General features: G+C 72.1%; 15 protein-coding genes and 1 riboswitch. Of the genes, 2 read left to right on the top strand and 13 right to left on the bottom strand.

Annotated elements, in window-relative coordinates:
• Positions 1-308: 308 nt before the first annotated feature.
• On the bottom strand, positions 309-1,289 hold the full coding sequence (gene holA, locus ACWDY5_RS35965; RefSeq protein ID WP_283663569.1) for a DNA polymerase III subunit delta: 981 nt from the start codon (positions 1,287-1,289) through the stop codon (positions 309-311).
• Positions 1,290-1,401: 112 nt separating this feature from the next.
• Positions 1,402-1,532, top strand: a riboswitch (SAM riboswitch).
• An 11-nt stretch (positions 1,533-1,543) separates the two neighbouring features.
• Between holA and thrC the strand changes: the two genes are divergently transcribed.
• A complete protein-coding gene (gene thrC, locus ACWDY5_RS35960; RefSeq protein ID WP_252486385.1) occupies positions 1,544-2,809 on the top strand; it encodes a threonine synthase in 1,266 nt (421 codons plus the stop codon).
• 102 nt (positions 2,810-2,911) lie between these two features.
• Here thrC and ACWDY5_RS35955 read toward each other — a convergent pair whose 3' ends face one another.
• From ACWDY5_RS35955 to nadD, 7 genes are all read right to left on the bottom strand, one after another.
• On the bottom strand, positions 2,912-5,404 hold the full coding sequence (locus ACWDY5_RS35955) for a DNA internalization-related competence protein ComEC/Rec2 (RefSeq protein ID WP_449726586.1): 2,493 nt from the start codon (positions 5,402-5,404) through the stop codon (positions 2,912-2,914).
• A 439-nt stretch (positions 5,405-5,843) separates the two neighbouring features.
• The gene (locus ACWDY5_RS35950) at positions 5,844-6,683 is read right to left on the bottom strand and encodes a helix-hairpin-helix domain-containing protein (RefSeq protein WP_449726585.1); all 840 of its coding nucleotides are present in this window, start codon (positions 6,681-6,683) and stop codon (positions 5,844-5,846) included.
• A 385-nt stretch (positions 6,684-7,068) separates the two neighbouring features.
• Positions 7,069-7,920: a DegV family protein gene (locus tag ACWDY5_RS35945; RefSeq protein ID WP_449726584.1), complete on the bottom strand. Its 852-nt coding sequence runs from the start codon at positions 7,918-7,920 to the stop codon at positions 7,069-7,071.
• A gap of 11 nt (positions 7,921-7,931) precedes the next feature.
• Positions 7,932-8,648 carry a diglucosylglycerate octanoyltransferase gene (gene octT / locus ACWDY5_RS35940; protein WP_449726583.1) on the bottom strand — a complete coding sequence of 239 codons (717 nt, stop codon included), beginning with the start codon at positions 8,646-8,648 and terminating at the stop codon, positions 7,932-7,934.
• A complete protein-coding gene (locus ACWDY5_RS35935) occupies positions 8,645-9,256 on the bottom strand; it encodes a histidine phosphatase family protein (RefSeq protein ID WP_449726582.1) in 612 nt (203 codons plus the stop codon). The genes octT and ACWDY5_RS35935 overlap by 4 nt, the downstream gene beginning before the upstream one ends.
• Positions 9,253-9,648 carry a ribosome silencing factor gene (rsfS, locus tag ACWDY5_RS35930; RefSeq protein ID WP_449726581.1) on the bottom strand — a complete coding sequence of 132 codons (396 nt, stop codon included), beginning with the start codon at positions 9,646-9,648 and terminating at the stop codon, positions 9,253-9,255. The genes ACWDY5_RS35935 and rsfS overlap by 4 nt, the downstream gene beginning before the upstream one ends.
• Before the next feature lie 58 nt (positions 9,649-9,706).
• Positions 9,707-10,303 carry a nicotinate-nucleotide adenylyltransferase gene (gene nadD, locus ACWDY5_RS35925; protein WP_252486020.1) on the bottom strand — a complete coding sequence of 199 codons (597 nt, stop codon included), beginning with the start codon at positions 10,301-10,303 and terminating at the stop codon, positions 9,707-9,709.
• A 286-nt stretch (positions 10,304-10,589) separates the two neighbouring features.
• Between nadD and ACWDY5_RS35920 the strand changes: the two genes are divergently transcribed.
• Positions 10,590-11,279, top strand: a complete 690-nt coding sequence (locus ACWDY5_RS35920; RefSeq protein ID WP_449726580.1) for a nitroreductase family protein — start codon at positions 10,590-10,592, stop codon at positions 11,277-11,279.
• Here the strand turns inward: ACWDY5_RS35920 and ACWDY5_RS35915 are convergent, their stop codons facing one another.
• The 5 genes from ACWDY5_RS35915 to ACWDY5_RS35895 form a co-directional block, all read right to left on the bottom strand.
• Positions 11,280-11,507 carry a ferredoxin gene (locus ACWDY5_RS35915; RefSeq protein WP_449726579.1) on the bottom strand — a complete coding sequence of 76 codons (228 nt, stop codon included), beginning with the start codon at positions 11,505-11,507 and terminating at the stop codon, positions 11,280-11,282.
• A gap of 12 nt (positions 11,508-11,519) precedes the next feature.
• Positions 11,520-12,740 (bottom strand): cytochrome P450, encoded by a 1,221-nt coding sequence (locus ACWDY5_RS35910; RefSeq protein WP_449726578.1) that lies wholly within the window; start codon positions 12,738-12,740, stop codon positions 11,520-11,522.
• A 10-nt stretch (positions 12,741-12,750) separates the two neighbouring features.
• Positions 12,751-13,902 (bottom strand): cytochrome P450, encoded by a 1,152-nt coding sequence (locus ACWDY5_RS35905; RefSeq protein ID WP_449726577.1) that lies wholly within the window; start codon positions 13,900-13,902, stop codon positions 12,751-12,753.
• Positions 13,903-14,060: 158 nt separating this feature from the next.
• Positions 14,061-14,630, bottom strand: coding sequence for a TetR/AcrR family transcriptional regulator (locus ACWDY5_RS35900; protein WP_449726576.1), 570 nt, complete (start codon positions 14,628-14,630; stop codon positions 14,061-14,063).
• Positions 14,631-14,687: 57 nt separating this feature from the next.
• Positions 14,688-15,992 carry a glutamate-5-semialdehyde dehydrogenase gene (locus ACWDY5_RS35895; protein ID WP_449726575.1) on the bottom strand — a complete coding sequence of 435 codons (1,305 nt, stop codon included), beginning with the start codon at positions 15,990-15,992 and terminating at the stop codon, positions 14,688-14,690.
• Positions 15,993-16,005: the final 13 nt, after the last annotated feature.

The raw sequence follows: 16,005 nt of genomic DNA, 5'->3' as shown, positions 1-16,005 counted from the left end.
GCGCCCAACCCCCATTAAACCCACCCATCCGTTCCCTCTAGCACCGCCGGATGCCGGCCGGCTGAACCCCGCCCTGCCCTCCCCCCCCCACCACCAAACCCCGCCCACCCGCCAGGCCCGGCGGGGTTCCTCGGCGCGCCGCTAGCCGAGGAACCCCGCCAGCCACATCTCCAGGCATCCCGGGCGGCAGGTGCCTAGCGCCCCGGTCCGGGACACCGCTGTCCTCGGCATCTTGGCGACAGCCGTCCGCAGCATCCGGGCGACAGCCGTCCGCGGCACCCGAGCCGCAGCCATCCCCTGCCCTGGGCTCAGCGCCCCCGTCGCGCCAAGATCAATCGCAGCACGGCTCGCTCCAGCGCGTATCCGGCGTCCGCGGCGACGCCCTTCACGTCCGCGTTCAGCCCGGCCACCAGGTTCATCGCCTCGGCCAAGCCCTCGGGCTCCCAGCCGCGGGACTGGCCCAGCGCCTTCTTGACCTTCCACGGCGGCATGCCCAGCTGACCGGCCAGCGCGAACGGATCGGCTCGTCCGCCGGCCGAGACCCGCGCGATGGTCCGGACCGCGTCGGCCAGCGCGTCCGCGACCAGCACCGGCGGCACCCCGGTCTGCAGCGCCCAGCGCAACGCCTCCAGCGCCCCGGCTCGGTCGCCGGTCACCGCCTTCTCCGCGACCACGAACCCGGTCACCTCGGCCCGGCCCCGGTGGTAGCGGCGCACCGCCTGCTCGTCGACCGAGCCGCCGGTGTCAGCCACCAACTGGGAGGCGGCCGCGGCCAGCTCCCGCAGGTCCGATCCCACGGTCTCGATCAGCGCGGCCAGCCCGGCCGGGTCGACCCGCCCGCCCGCCCGGCGGAACTCTTCCTTGACGAAGGCCTCGCGGTCGGCGGGCTTAGTCAGCTTCGCGCAGGTCGTGATCTTGGCACCCGCCTTGCGCAGGGCGTCCGGCAGTTCCTTGGCGAGCTTGCCCCGCCCGCCGCCGCTGTGCACGACCACCAGCACCACGCCCTCGCTGGGCGCCTTGCAGTAGGAGCCGATCGCCTCCGCGATCTCCTTGCCCGCCTCCTGCGCGGCCTCCAGGACGATGACCCGGCCCTCAGCGAACAGGGAGGGACTCACCAGCTCGATCAGCTCCGGCGGCGTGAGGTCGGTCACCCGGACCTTGGTCAGCTCGGCCTGCGGATCGGCCAGCCGTGCCGCGTCGAACGACGCCTTCACGGCCCGCTCGACCAGCAGTTCCTCTTCCCCGATCACTAGGTGCAGCGGCTCGGGGGTGACGGCTGGGGCGCTCACACCGGCAATCCTTTCACGGGGGTCTGACAGCCCTGCGGCCTCCCGCATACTGGGCTGGCGGTAGCTCTCAGTGGCGACCGTGCCGTACGGTGAGCCACAGACAACTGAATACAGCTCATCCAGAGGGGTAGAGGGATCGGCCCTACGACACCCCGGCAACCGGCACAGGCTCAACGCGAATTCCGCGAGGGAGCAGGTGAACACGGTGCCAAATCCGCCCCGCGACAGCGGGAAAGATGAGGAGATACCTCGCGATGACGACCATCGAGGCGCCCAGCAGCGCCCAGCAGACCCTTGACCTCGGCCCGGCGCGCAGCCTGGTCTGCCGGGAGTGCGGCCACCAGGTCCCACTCGCCGCCGAGTTCGCCTGTGCCGAGTGTTTTGGTCCCCTTGAGGTCGGCTACGACTTCGGGACCGTCCGCCGGGAGGACATCGAGGCGGGCCCGCAGTCGATCTGGCGCTACCGCAACCTGCTCCCGGTGCCGTCCACTGTGGACGCCCACCCGAACACCGACCCCGGCTGTACCAGGCTGGTCCGCGCGGACCGCCTGGCCAAGGCGCTGGGCGTCCGCCGGATCTGGGTGAAGGACGACACCGGCAACCCCACCCACTCGTTCAAGGACCGCGTGGTCGCGGTGGCCCTGGCCGCCGCCCGCGAACTGGGCTTCAAGGTCCTGGCCTGCCCCTCCACCGGCAACCTGGCCAACGCCGTGGCCGCGGCCGCCGCCCGCGCCGGCTGGGAGTCGGTGGTGCTGATCCCGTCCTCGCTGGAGCGGGCCAAGATCCTCACCACCGCCGTGTACGACGGCGCCCTGATCGCCGTCGACGGCAACTACGACGACGTGAACCGCCTGGCCACCGAACTGGCCGCGGACCACGAGGACTGGGCGTTCGTCAACGTCAACGTCCGGCCCTACTACGCCGAAGGCTCCAAGACCCTGGGCTACGAGGTCGCCGAGCAGCTCGGCTGGCGGCTGCCGGACCAGATCGTGGTGCCCATCGCCTCCGGCTCCCAGCTGACCAAGGTCGACAAGGGCTTCCGCGAACTGGGCGAGCTCGGCCTGGTCGAGCAGAGCCCGTACCGCGTCTTCGGCGCCCAGGCCACCGGCTGCTCCCCCGTCGCCGCCGCCTTCAAGGCAGGCCACGACGTGGTGACCCCGGTCAAGCCGGACACCATCGCCCGCTCCCTGGCCATCGGCGCCCCCGCCGACGGCCCGTACGTGCTCGACACGGTCCGCCGCACCAACGGCGCCATCGAGAACGTCTCCGATGAAGAGGTGGTCGAGGGCATCCGGCTGCTCGCCCGCACCGAGGGCATCTTCGCCGAGACCGCGGGCGGCGTGACCGTCGCGACGGCCAAGAAGCTCATCGAGACCGGCCAGCTCGACCCGGACGCCGAGACCGTCCTGCTGATCACCGGCGACGGCCTGAAGACCCTGGACGCGGTGCAGGACCGGATCGGCCCCCGCGCCACCGTCCCGCCGTCGGCCGCGGCGGTCCGCGAGGCCCTCGGCCTCTGATCCCACGCTTCGCCGCACGGCGTGCCGGCCGGTTCTTGCGACCGGGTGGCACGCCGTGTGTGTTCGTGGCGGACGGCGTGGGGCTGCGGCGGATCGGCTGGGTCATCTGGGTGTCCGGGATTTTTCTTTGCCGTGGCGGGAAATCACCGGGCCCTGCGGGCTGGGGGCGATGGCCAGGTCGCCGTCTTGGTCGGTGCGCAGAACCTGGGTGCCCTGGGTGTGGAGGGCGTCCAGGATCAGCGGGCTGGGGTGGCCGTAGTCGTTGTCCGCGCCGACGCTGATCAGCGCGACCCGGGGCCGGACGGTGGCCAGGAACCTGGGCAGGCTGTAGCGGGAGCCGTGGTGGGGGACCTTGAGGATGTCGGCGGACAGCTCGGATCCCTTGTCCGCCAACAGGTCTGCTTGACCGGCTAGTTCGATGTCGCCGGTGAGCAGGACCCGGCCCGCGGTGGTGTGCGCGCGGATGACCAGTGAGGCGTCGTTGAGAGCGGTGCCGCTGGCGCGTTCGCCGGTGGCACCCAGCGCCGTGGGGCTGCGGGGGCCGAGGACGTCGACGGTCAGTGCGGGCCAGGTGGTGCTGGTGCCCGGGTGGAGCTCGATCACGGGCACGCCCGCGACCTCGGTGGCACGGCGAATTTCCTTGACCGCCCAAGGTGGTTGCTGAACAGAGCTGATGCCGACCGCGCCCACCGAGTGCTCGGCGAGGACCTCGGCCAGGCCGCCGATGTGGTCGGCGTGCAGGTGAGTGAGAACCAGCAGCGGGATCCGGTCGATGTCCAGGTCGCGGAGGCAGGCGGTGATGGAGATCGGGTCGGGACCCGTGTCGATCAGCACCGCGCGGCCCGGATCGGCGGTGGCTAGGACGATGGCGTCGCCCTGGCCGACGTCACAGGCCACCACGGCCCAGCCGGGCAGCGGCCAGCCGGGGCGCAGCACCCGGATGGGCACCAGGACCAGGATCGCGAGCAGGGCCGCCGCCAGGAACAGGACGCGGAACCGGCGTCGCCGTAGCAGCAGGGCGAGCACGAGCAGGACGCCGATGAGAAGGAAGGCGCCGCCGGCACCGCTGGGCCAGGGCAGGGTGGACATGGGCACCGCGGCCGCGTGGTGGGCGACGGTGACCAGCCACCACATCGCCGGACCGGTGACGTGGACCAGGAGTTCGGCGGCGCCGGGATGGATCACCGACAGGACGGCGGCCAGCACACCGAGAACCGTGGCCAGGGCGACCACTGGAGCGGCGAGCAAGTTGGCCACCACGGCCGTGAGGCTGAGTTCGCCGGTCATGCCGACCACCACCGGGGCGGTGAACAGGTGGGCCGCGGCGGGGATGGCCAGCGCTTCGGCCAGACCGCCGGGGACGCCGCGTTGACGCAGGTTGTCCGACCAGCGTGGGGCCAGCAGGACCAGGGCCGTGGTGGCCAGTACGGACAGCAGGAAACCCAGGTCGCCGGCGAGTTCGGGATCGGCGAGCAGCAGGATCGTGATGGTGCCCGCCAGGGCGGGGATCGCGGCTCGCTCCCGTCCGGAGGTCAGGGCGTAGAGGCCGATGGCGGCCATGACCGCGGCGCGGAGGACGCTCGGCTGGGGCCGGGCCAGGATCACGAATCCCAGTAGTGCCAAGGCCGCTGCCGCTGTCGCCGTGCGGGGACCGGCACGGAGGGCTTGGCACAGCAGGAGAACCGCGCCGCAGACGATCGCCAGGTTGGTGCCACTGACGGCCAGCAGGTGCGACAGGCCCGCGGCACGGAAATCGGCGACGACCCTGGGTGCGAGGGTCGTGGTGTCGCCGACCACCAGGGAGGGCAGCAGGCCCGCCTGGTCAGTGGGCAGGACGGAGCTGGCCTGGCGGAGGCCGGTGCGGATGTCGGTGGCGGCGCGTTGCCAGAACGGTGGCGTGCCAAGGAGTTCTGGCGCGTTGTGCACTCGGAGCACGGCGGCTGTCAGGTCGCCGGGGCGGGCCGGGGCCAGTTTTCCGGTGGTGCGCAGGCGTTGGCCGGGTGAGACCTCGGACCAGGAGTCGTGCAGGGCGAGCAGGAGGACGGCGCCGCCGGTGGACACCTGGTCGCCGACGGCGTGCGCGGACTCGAGGTCGAGGGTGAGGACGGTGCCGTTGCTGTTGGTGGGGCGGCCGCCGTAGGCCGGGGTGCGCATGGGGCGGGGGTCGCCGGTGATAGTGCCGGTAAGGGTCGCGGTGGCGCCTCGTTCGGCGAGGGCGTGCAGGGGGTGGGTGGCGGTGGCATGGGTTCTGAGGGCGATGCCGATGGCGGCGGCTCCGGCCAGGGCGCAGGCGGTGAGGGTTGCGGCGGCCAGGCGGTGGCGGAGGGATCGGTGGAAGCGGCGGGGCTGGGTGGCGGCCTGGGGTGTCGAGACCGAGGCGGGGGTTGCGGGGTGGGTGGGTTTGCGGGGGCGAGGAAGGAGGCGTGCGGCGGTGACCGCGGCCGCGGTGAGCAGGATCGCGGTCACGGTGGCGGAGAGCCAGCCGGTGTGGAGGCCGAGCAGGGTTACCGCCCAGGTGGCCAGGGCGGCGGGGACCAGGCGTAGGTCCGGGCCGGAGGGTGGGGGCGGCTCGGAGGCTGGGAGCTCGGGTGGCACCGGACGTGACACTTCGGGCGGCTCCGGGGCTGGCGGCTCGGTTGGCACCGGAGGTGACACTTCGGGCGGCTCCGGGGCTGGGGGCATGGGTGGGCCCGGAGGTGACACTTCGGGTGACCCCGGGGCCGGGCACGCGGGTGGGCCCGGAGGTGACGCTTGAGGCGGCTCCGGGGCTAAGGCCTCGGGTGAGCCCGGGGTCACGGGATGTGGTGGCTCCTGGGCTGGTGATGGGTCGCGGAGAACAAGTCGTTCGCGCGGTGCGCTGCTGCTTCCCCCCTTTCCGCGCCTTGTCGCCGTGGGTACGGGTGCACGCTCTCCCCTTTCTCGTGCGTCGGCCACGGCGATCTGCCGCGTCGGACGACTCGTTCTCCGCATGTGTGTCCCTGCCTCGGTGCTCGGTCCCGTTGGTTTGGTCCCTGCTCGGGACCGGCGCCCTGGGTCAGAGGCTCACCAGCTCGCGGAGCCGGGCGAGGCGGGACTCTCCAATACCCTCGATCTCCCGCAGCTGGTCGATCGAGGTGAAGCGGCCGTGCTTGGTCCGCCACTGGACAATGCGCTGCGCCGTCACGGGACCCACTCCTGGCAGTGCGTCGAGGGCGGCGGTGGTCGCGTTGTTCAGGCTGACTTTGGCGGTGCCACCGGGAGGCAAGCCCTGGCTGTCCGGGAGCTGCTCGGGTGGTGGCGGGATACCGACGTGCACTTGCTCCCCGTCGGTCAACCGGCGGGCCAGGTTCAGGCCGTTGAGGTCGACGTTCGGGTGTGCGCCGCCTGCCGCCTGGACGGCATCGGCGACGCGAGCCCCTTCGGTGAGGGTAACCAGCCCGGGTCTGGTCACCCTCCCGACCACGCTGACCACCAATGTGGCGCCGGCGCCCGTGGTGGCTGGGGGTTTGGTGGTCGGAGGGGCGGCGGGACCGGCCGACTGGGACAGCTCCGGAGCGGTCTCCCTGGCCGGCCGGTCCTGCCACACCAGCAGCGCGGTCGTCGCGACAGCCAGGACTGCGACGACCGCCACTGCCAGTGCCGCCGGTCGGCCGGGGTCCCACCTGACTCCCCTCGGACTCCTTGGCAGGAGCCGGGAAAGCCACTTCGGGGTGCGGGACAACGGCCGGGCCGGCAGTTGGTGGCCTGACTCGTCCAGCTGGATGACCTTGATGCCATCCAGTTCGGGGGGCGGGTCGGGGCCGGGTCTTGCGCGTGCGGCGGCGGCCAGTTCGGACAACCGGTTCCGGGCGAGGTCGCGTCGGGTGCTGGTTGCCGCAGTGAGGAAGCGCCACATGGGATCGACGCTAGGGGCGGGGAGGAGGGGGATCCAGCGGGGGCGGGGGTGGCTGTGGATAGGTGGGGTGTTGTGGATAAGTGCTGGTGGGGAGGGCGGAGGGAGCGGTGGTGGGGGTGCGGGTGGTGTAGGGTGCCGCGCTTCGCTGGGAGGCGGGAGGCGGGAGGCGGGAGGCGGGAGGCGGGAGGCGGGAAGCGGGAGGCGGGAAGCGCGAAGGCGGGAAGCGCGAAGGCGGGAAGCGGGAGGCGGGAAGCGCGAAGGCGGGAAGCGCGAAGGCGGGAAGCGCGAAGGCGGGAAGCGCGAAGGCGGGAGCGGCGGACCGAGGCCGAGGCTGCGGTGGAAGAGCGCTGGGCCGCTGACGATTGAGGGTGGAGCGGTGGTGGCGTTAGGCGGGCTGGCGGGGCAGGACGACTACGCCCAGGACGCCGGGGCCGGTGTGGGCGCCTACTACCGCGCCTACTTCGGAGATGACGCAGCCGTCGCAGCCGGGGATGCGTTCGTCCAGGCGGCCGGCCAGTTCCGCGGCGCGCTGTGGGGAGCCCAGGTGGTGGACCGCTACCTCTACCGGGCCTTGGCCCGCTGCTTCGGTGGCCAGGTCGACCAGGCGGGACACGGCGCGGCTGGTGGTGCGGACCTTTTCCAGGGGCAGGATTCGGCCGTTTTCCACGTGTAGCAAGGGTTTTACCGCCAGGGCAGTTCCTAGCAGGGCGGCGGTGGGGGTGATGCGGCCGCCGCGGCGGAGGTGTTCCAGGGTTTCCAGGCAGAAGAAGGTTCTGGTGTGGGTGGCGGTGTGGGTGGCGACCGCTTCGACCTCGGCTGGGGTGGCGGACTGGGTGGCGGCTTTGGCTGCGGCCAGTACCGCGAAGCCCAGGCCCATGGCGGTGGAGCGGGAGTCGACGACGCGGACCCGGTCCGAACCCACCTCCAGCGCGGCCAGGCGGGCGGCGTCCCAGGTGCCGGAGAGTTCGCGGGACAGGTGGATGGAGACGATGCCGGTGGCGCCGGTGGCCAGGGCTTCGCGGTAGGCGGTGGCGAACTCGGCGGGAGTGGGGCGGGAGGTGGTGACGGTGCGGCGTTCGGCCAGGGCCGCCGCCAGTTCGCTGGGGCCGATGTCCTTGCCGTCCAGGCCGCTTTCGCCGTCCACCGTGACGTGCAGGGGCACCTCGTGGATGCCGTGGCGGGTCGCGAAGCCCTCCGGCAGGTACGCGGTGGAGTCGGTGAACACGGCGACGGACACGGGGACGCAGCCTACGGAAGCATCGGGCGGAGCAGGGCGGCCAGTGCCGAGCCGACCTCGGCGTGTGCGGAATATCCCCAGTGCATGCCGTCCGGGTTGCCCGCGCCGCCGAAGATGTGCGGGCGGACCAGGGCCGGCAGGTCGAGCAGGGGGACCTCGGTGCGGGCGGACCAGGCGCGCAGGGCCGCGGCCGCGGGGGCGTGGCCGGTGTGCACGTGGCCGTAGTCGGGTGAGTTGTGCACCGACGGGAGGATGCCGACCACCGGGAGCCCTGGGCGGATGGCGCGGACGGCACGCAGGCAGCGGTCCAGGTAGGCCACGGTGAGGTGCGGGGGCAGGGCCACCGGGTGGCCGCGGAGCATCCTGGCCAGGTGCGGCTGGGCGGCCAGGTAGCTCGACCGGGCGAACCGGCGGAGGGGGTCCGGGCGCAGGTGGCGCAGGCCCTCGCGCAGGTAGGTCGGCAGCGGGCTGGGCAGCGTGTCCATGCTGCCCAGCGCGAGCACCAGGGCGTCGGCGCTGGGCAGCACCGACCACAGCCGGGGGTCGCCGGTGAGCGCCCACCAGCCGTGCCGGGCGGTCCAGCCGAAGCCGGCGAACAGCTCCGCCGCGCGATCCAGCCCGGCCGCGGCAATGTTCGGCCACAGCCGGGGATCGTCGGCGGGCAGCGCGTGTTCCGGGCCGTGGAAGGCCAGCGAGTCGCCCAGGACCAGCAGGCGTCCCCGGCTCAACCAGTCGCCCCCACGTTGTGGCTGATCAGCCGCCACTTGGTGTCGTCGGCGCGGCGGGCGAGCACGGTCCAGTGGCAGTTGTGCAGGCCGCCGAGGGACGGCCAGACCTCCACCGGCAGCGCCAGCAGCCTGGCGATCAGGCCGGTGATCAGGCCGCCGTGCGCGCACAACAGCGCGGTGCCGTCGGTGGTCAGGTCCAGTTCGGAGACGACCTCGACCGCGCGCGCGGCGACCTCCAGCCGGTTCTCACCGCCGGGCGGGGCGAAGGTGGGGTCGGCCCGCCAGCGATCCAGCGCGCCGGGCCAGTCGGCCTCGACCTCCGCGCCGGACATGCCCATCCACTGGCCGACGTCGGTCTCCCGCAGCCGCTTGTCCATCCTCGGCGTCATCCCGGTGGCCGCGGTGAACGCCGCCGCGGTGTCCGCCGCCCGCCGCAGGTCCGAGGTGACCAGCAGGTCCGGTTCCAGCGCCGCCACCAGGGGCGCGGCCCGCTTGGCCTGGGCCAGGCCGATGTCGTTCAACTCGACGTCGAGCTGGCCCTGGAGCCGGCCGGAGGCGTTGTGGCCGGTCTGCCCGTGCCGCCACAGGATCAGCCTGGACAGGGTCACGCCTGGACGTCCTCGTCCGCGGGCTGGTGCGCCACCACGTCGTCGAACTCGATCCGGGGACAGTCCTTCCACAGCCGCTCCAGGCCGTAGAACGAACGCTCCTCGGCGTGCTGGATGTGCACCACCAGGTCCACGAAGTCCAGCAGCACCCAGCGCCCCTCGCGGGCGCCTTCCCTCCGCACCGGCTTGCTGCCGGCCTCGCGCATCTTCTCCTCGACGCTGTCCACGATCGCCTGCACCTGGCGCTCGTTGGGCGCCGAGGCGATCACGAAGACGTCGGTGATCACCAGCTGGTTCGACACGTCCAGCACCACGATGTCGTGGGCCTTCTTGTCGGCCGCCGCGAGCGCGGCGACGTGGGCCAGCCGGCGGGCCTCCTCGGTCGCTGACACGTTGCTCCTCCCCGTGCGACCTTCGGGGTCCGCACAGGTCACTCAGGGTACCGGGCGGTCAGGGCGCCGGGTCGCGGTAGAGGTTCCGCTTCGAGATGTACTGCACCACACCATCGGGCACCAGGTACCAGACCGGCATGCCCTTGGCCACGCGCTCCCGGCAGTCGGTGGAGGAGATGGCCATCGCGGGCACGTCGACCAAGCTGACCGCGCCGCGCGGCAGGTGGTCGTCGTCGAGCTGGTAACCAGGCCGGGTGACCCCGACGAAGTGGGCCAGCTCGAACAGCTCGTCCGCCCGCCACCAGCCGAGGATCTGCTCCAGCGCGTCCGCGCCGGTGATGAAGAACAGCTGATCGTTCGGATGCTGTTGGTGCAGGTCGGAGAGGGTGTCGATGGTGTAGGTGGGCCCGGTGCGGTCCACGTCGACCCTGCTCACCGAGAACCGGGGGTTGGACGCGGTGGCGATCACCGTCATCAGGTAGCGGTCCTCGGGCGAGGACACCACGTGATGTTCCTTCTGCCACGGCCGCCCGGTCGGCACGAAGATCACTTCGTCCAGGTCGAACCGGGCCTGCACTTCACTGGCGGCGACCAGGTGCCCGTGGTGCACGGGATCGAAGGTGCCGCCCATCACGCCAAGTCGACGCCCGGACATAACAGGTCAGCGTAGTTGGCACTGGTCACAAAAGGCAGATCGGGAGAGCCGGGCCACAGCGCCGCCCGCAGGAGGCCCGCCGGTCGCTCTCCCCGACCGGCGGCCCTCCGCGCGACCGGCGGCGGTGGCTGGGGGTCCCGGCCGCCGGGTCGCGGGCTGCTCCCCCGTGGGAGCCCGCGGCAAGGAGACGCTCGATCGGGTGACGTGTGACGCGGTTGGCCGAGAAGTTTCGCGTTCACTCGTTCGGCCCTGCTTACGTCCGAAGGCCGGGACAATACTGTCCGCCATGAGGACATGGACCCCGTTGCACGGCCAGCCCTACCAACCGGTTCCGTACTCCCCCGCGCGGATCCCGGCCGAGCAGGCGCTGAAGATCTCCACCGAGTTGCGGGACCGGATGGACGAGCGGCGCACGGTGCGCAGCTTCGCCCCGGACCCGGTGCCCGAGGAGCTGGTGCTCAACGCGATCGCGGTGGCCAACACCGCGCCCTCCGGCGCGCACCAGCAGCCCTGGACCTTCGTGCTGGTCGAGGATCCCGAGGTGCGGGCGCGCATCAGGGCGGCCGCGGAGGCGGAGGAGAAGGTCTCCTACGACGGCAGGCTGGGCGAGGAGTGGCTCGCCGCGCTGCGGCCGCTGGGCACGGACGCGGTCAAGCCGCACCTGACCGACGCGCCTTACCTGATCGTGGTGTTCCAGCAGCGGTTCGGGCTGCGCGCGGACGGCACCAGCTACAAGCACTACTACGGTGACGAGTCGGTGGGCATCGCGGTGGGCATGCTGCTGACCGCGTTGCACCTGTCCGGGCTGGCCGCGCTCACCCACACGCCGAGCCCGATGCGTTTCCTGGGCGAGGTGCTGGGGCGGCCGCGCAACGAGAAGGCGTTCGCGGTGATCCCGGTCGGGTACCCGGCCCGCGAGGCGCAGGTACCCGACCTGGTACGGAAATCGATGGACCAGGTGCTGGTCCGGATCTGATCAGTCGGCGGGCGCGAGGACCTTGCCGCTGCCGACCTCGGTCACCTGGATCGCCTCGGCCGGGCACTGGTCGGCCGCGTCGGTCACCACCTCGGCCGGGTCGATCTCGGGGTGCACGGGTTCGGCGTAGCCCTCGATCAACTTGAAGAACTCGGGCGCCGCGCCCGCGCACATCCCGGACCCGATGCAGTCGTGGGTCACCTGGACCCGCCAGCGTTCACTGCTCACCACATGCTCCCGTCACCAGGCGATCGGCAGGGACAACGGGCCGCGTGCCAGCAGCCCCGCCTTCCACGGTATCGCTTCAGCCGGGACGGCGAGCCGGAGGTCCGGGAACTGCTCCGCGAGCTGCCGCAGCACCAGCCGCAGCTCCATCTTGGCCAGCAGCGCGCCGAGGCAGTGGTGCACGCCGTGGCCGAAGCCGAGGTGCGGGTTGTGCTCGCGGTCCAGCCGCACCTCATCGGGGTCGGTGAACACCTTCGGGTCGCGGTTGGCCACGGCGAGCTGGATCAGCACCGTCTCGCCCGCGCGCACCAGCACCTCGCCGATCCGCACGTCCTCGGTGGCCACCCTCGGGAAGCTGCCGGAGGTGCGCAGCGGTGTGGTCCGCAGCAGCTCCTCCACCGCGCTGGGCACCAGGTCCGGGTTATCCCGCAGCTGAGCGAACAGCGCGGGCCGGTGCAGCAGCACGTAGGTGAAGTTGGCGATCTGGCTGGCGGTGGTCTCGTACCCGGCGATCAGCAGGTTCACCCCGACCCTGACCAGCTCCTCCTCGCTGAGCCGGTCGCCCTCGTCGCGGGCCAGCACCAGCGCGCCGAGCAGGTCGTCAGTGGGCTCGGTGCGCCGCCGCTCGATCAGCGCCCGCAGGTAGTCCTCCAGCTGGTCGCGGGCCTGGTTGACCTGGTCAGCGGTGTACTTGGTGGTCGCGCCCATCACCTCGGTGAAGGCCCGGAAGTGGTGCTCGTCCTGCGCGGGCACGCCCAGCAGGTGCGAGATCACCGTGATCGGCAGCGGCAGTGCGACGTGCTCGACGAAGTCCGCCGGCGAGCCGTGCGCGACCAGGTCGTCGAACAGCCCGGTGACGATCCGCTCGGTGTCCGGGCGGAGCTTGTCCACCCGCCGCATGGTGAACTCCTTGGCCACCAGCCGCCGCAGCCGGGTGTGCTCCGGCGGGTCCATGGTCAGCATCATGCCGCGCCGCAGCGGCCACGGCGTGACCCGAGGGGTCTCCGGCGCGGTGGCCGCGTCCCCGCTGAAGCGCGGGTCCACCAGCACCTGCTTCACCTCGGCGTACCCGGTCACCAGCCAGGCGTCCGCCGGTTCGCCGTCCCGGCCACCGTAGGGCAGGCGCACCTTGGCCACCGGCTCATCCCGTTGCAGAACAGCGTATTCCGGGTACAGGTCGAGCTTGACCGCCTCCCCGAACGGGTAAGCGGGGCAGGTCCTCGGTTCGACGCTCATCTCCCCCTCCTCACCAGGTCACCGGCAGCGACAGCGGCTGCCGGGCGAGCAGTCCGGGCTTCCACGGGATCTCCTCGGCGGGCACCGCCAGGCGCAGGCCGGGGAACCGGCTGACCAACGCGGTGAGCACGAGCTGTAGTTCCAGCCGAGCGAGCAGCGCACCCAGGCAGTGGTGCACGCCGTGGCCGAAGGCCAGGTGCGGGTTGTGCTCGCGGGCCAGGTCCCGCAGCTCCGGATCCGCGAACACCCTCGGGTCGCGGTTGGCCTGGCCGACGTTGATCAGCACCGCCTCGCCCGCGCGCACCAGCACCCCGCCGACCTCGATGTCCTCCTTGGCCACCCGGGGAAAACTGCCTGCCGAGCGCAGCGGGATGACCCGCAGCAGCTCCTCCACCGCGGTCGGCACCAGGGCCGGATCGGCGGCCAGCCGCTGGTACAGCTCGGGCTGGGTCAGCAGGGTGTAGCTGAAGTTGCCGATCTGGCTGGCGGTGGTCTCGTGCCCGGCGATCAGCAGGTTCAGCCCGACCCGGACCAGCTCCTGTTCGCTGAGCCGGTCGCCCTCGTCGCGGGCCAGCACCAGCGCGCCGAGCAGGTCGTCGGTCGGGTCGGCGCGGCGCTGGGCGACCAGCTCGGCCAGGTAGCCCTCCAGCTCGCCCCAGGCGTGGTTGATCTCCGCCGGGGTGTGCGCGGTGGTCGCGGTGAGCACGTCGGAGAAGCTGCGGAACCGGTGCCTTTCGGCATACGGGACGCCGAGCAGCTCGCAGATCATGGTAATCGGCAGTGGCAGCGCCAACTGCCGCACCAGATCGGCGGGTTTGCCGTGCGCGACCATCGTGTCCAGGAACTGCGCGACGTGTTTTTCGGTGTGCGGGCGGAGCTTTTCCACCCGGCGCATGGTGAATTCCTTGGCCACCAGCCGCCGGACCCTGGTGTGCTCCGGCGGGTCCATGGTCAGCAGCGGGCCGGGGCGCAGTGGCAGCGGCTCGACCCTCGGCGTCGCCGGGTCCATCGCCAGCGCCATGCTGAACCGGTGGTCACCGAGGACCTGGCGCACGTCGGCGTGCCGGGTGGCCAGCCACGCCTCGGCCGGCTGACCGTCCCGGCCGCCGTACGGCAGGCGGATCCGGCTCATCGGCTCCTCGTCCTGGAGCCGGGCGTACATCGGATGAAGATCGAGTCGAACGGTTTCCCCGAATGGGTAAGTCCGTGCCATGACTGGAAGTTAGAGACCGCCTGATTTAACGGTCAACGAAGGAAAGCCACGCTTCAGAATTTCGGTAATGGCCGTCCACTAATTCACTCAGGTGGTATGCGCGCGGCTCACTCCGCGGTCTTCTCCAGCAGCGCGGCCACGCCGAGGCGCACGTAGCGCTCGACCACCGCGGGATCGGCGTCGGCGAACTGCTCCGACTGGAGCACCGAGCGGGCCAGCCCGATGCCCATCAGCCAGGACAGCACCAGCGCGGCGCGCAGTTCGGCGTCCGGGCCGTCGGTCAGCCCGGTCAGCGCGGCCAGGTACTTCGCGCCGACCTCCCGGCGCAGGAACGCGGCGGCCTCGTCGTGCCCGGCCGAGCGCAGCAGCGCGGCGAACGCGCGGGCCTCCGCGTCGACCTCCTTGTCCAGCAGCTGGCGCAGCATCCGGACCGGGATGTCCTTGGCCGGACCGGCCAGCAGCTCCTGCGAGCTGCCCGCGACCACCTCGCGGAACAGGTCCTCCTTGGAGCCGAAGTAGCGGAACAGCAGCGCCTGGTTGGCCCCGGCGCGGGCGGCGATGTCGCGGACCGTGGTGCGTTCGAACCCGCGCTCGGCGAACAGCTCGGCGCCCGCGGTCAACAGCGCGGCGCGGGTGGCGGCGGCATCGCGGCGGCGTGGCTTGGCAGGCTCGGTCACCCGGACATTCTGAGTGACCGAGCTGGAAAAAAGGTGCATTCCGACCTGATCGGTAGGTCAGGAGACGCCGCGCACGTGCCCTTCGCCGAAGACCAGCCACTTCGAGGAGGTCAGCTCGGCCAGGCCCATCGGACCGCGGGCGTGCAGCTTCTGGGTGGAGATGCCGATCTCCGCGCCCATGCCCAGCTCGGCGCCGTCGGTGAAGGCGGTGGAGGCGTTGACCATCACCGCGGCCGCGTCCACCCGCGCGGTGAACTCGCGGGCGGCGCGCAGGTCGCCGGTGACGATGGCCTCGGTGTGCCCTGACCCGTGCTCGTTGATGTGCGCGATGGCCTCGGCCAGCGAGTCGACCACCTTGGCCGCGATGTCCAGGCTGAGGAACTCGGTGTCCCAGTCCTGTTCGGTCACCGGCACGGTGGCGACCCCGGCCAGCGCGGCGAAGCGCTCGTCAGCGTGCAGGGTGACCCCGGCCGAGGACAGCTCGCGGGCCAGCTGCGGCACCACCTTGTCCGCGATCGCGCTGTGCACCAGCACCGTCTCGGCGGCGTTGCACACGCTGACCCTGCGGGTCTTGGCGTTGAGGGTGATCCGGGTGGCCATGTCCACATCGGCGGCGGCGTCGAGGTAGACGTGGCAGTTGCCGACCCCGGTCTCCAGGGTGGGCACGGTGGCCTCGGTGACCACGGCGGAGATCAGCCCGGCGCCACCGCGCGGGATGACCACGTCGACCAGGCCGCGCGCGGTGATCAGGTGCCGCACCGAGGCGCGGTCGTGGCAGGGCAGCAGCTGCACCGCGTCGGCGGGCAGGCCGTGCTCGGCGAGCACGTCGCGCAGGATGGCGACCAGCGCGGTGTTGGAGCGCTCGGCGGTGGAGGATCCGCGCAGCAGCACCGCGTTGCCGGACTTCAGGGCCAGCCCCGCGGCGTCCACGGTGACGTTCGGGCGGGCCTCGTAGACCATGCCCAGCACGCCCAGCGGCACCCGCACCTGCCTGGTCTCCAGGCCGTTGGCCAGCACCCCGCCGCGCAGCACCTCGCCGACCGGGTCCGGCAGCCCGGCGACCGTGCGCAGCCCGTCCGCGATGCCCTCGATCCGGGCCGGGTTGAGCGCGAGCCGGTCCAGCAGCGACTGGGTCAGGCCCGCCGCCTTGCCCGCTTCCAGGTCGGCGGCGTTGGCGGTGAGCACCTCCTCAACGCGGGTGGTCAGCGCCTCGGCCATGGCGTGCAGGACGGCGTCCTTGACCGCGCGGGTGGCCACCGCGAGCTCGCCTGCGGCGACTCTGGCCCTGCGGGCGGCGCCGAGCACCTGCTCGCGCAGCTCATCGATGGCGGGGACGGCTTCCTGCTCGGTGCTGCTGCTCACCGGTCAAGCCTAC

This window comes from Crossiella sp. NPDC003009, from assembly GCF_053591555.1.
Note: the sequence above shows the minus strand (reverse complement) of the source record. Positions and strands in the feature narration are given on the sequence as shown.

Bases quoted from the DNA above. Each gene is read 5' to 3' on its own strand.
- ACWDY5_RS35910 (WP_449726578.1), bottom strand. From the start codon at position 12,740: ATGAGCGTCGAACCGAGGACCTGCCCCGCTTACCCGTTCGGGGAGGCG.
- ACWDY5_RS35950 (WP_449726585.1), bottom strand. From the start codon at position 6,683: ATGTGGCGCTTCCTCACTGCGGCAACCAGCACCCGACGCGACCTCGCC.
- ACWDY5_RS35920 (WP_449726580.1), top strand. From the start codon at position 10,590: ATGAGGACATGGACCCCGTTGCACGGCCAGCCCTACCAACCGGTTCCG.
- thrC (WP_252486385.1), top strand. From the start codon at position 1,544: ATGACGACCATCGAGGCGCCCAGCAGCGCCCAGCAGACCCTTGACCTC.
- ACWDY5_RS35905 (WP_449726577.1), bottom strand. From the start codon at position 13,902: ATGTACGCCCGGCTCCAGGACGAGGAGCCGATGAGCCGGATCCGCCTG.
- nadD (WP_252486020.1), bottom strand. From the start codon at position 10,303: ATGTCCGGGCGTCGACTTGGCGTGATGGGCGGCACCTTCGATCCCGTG.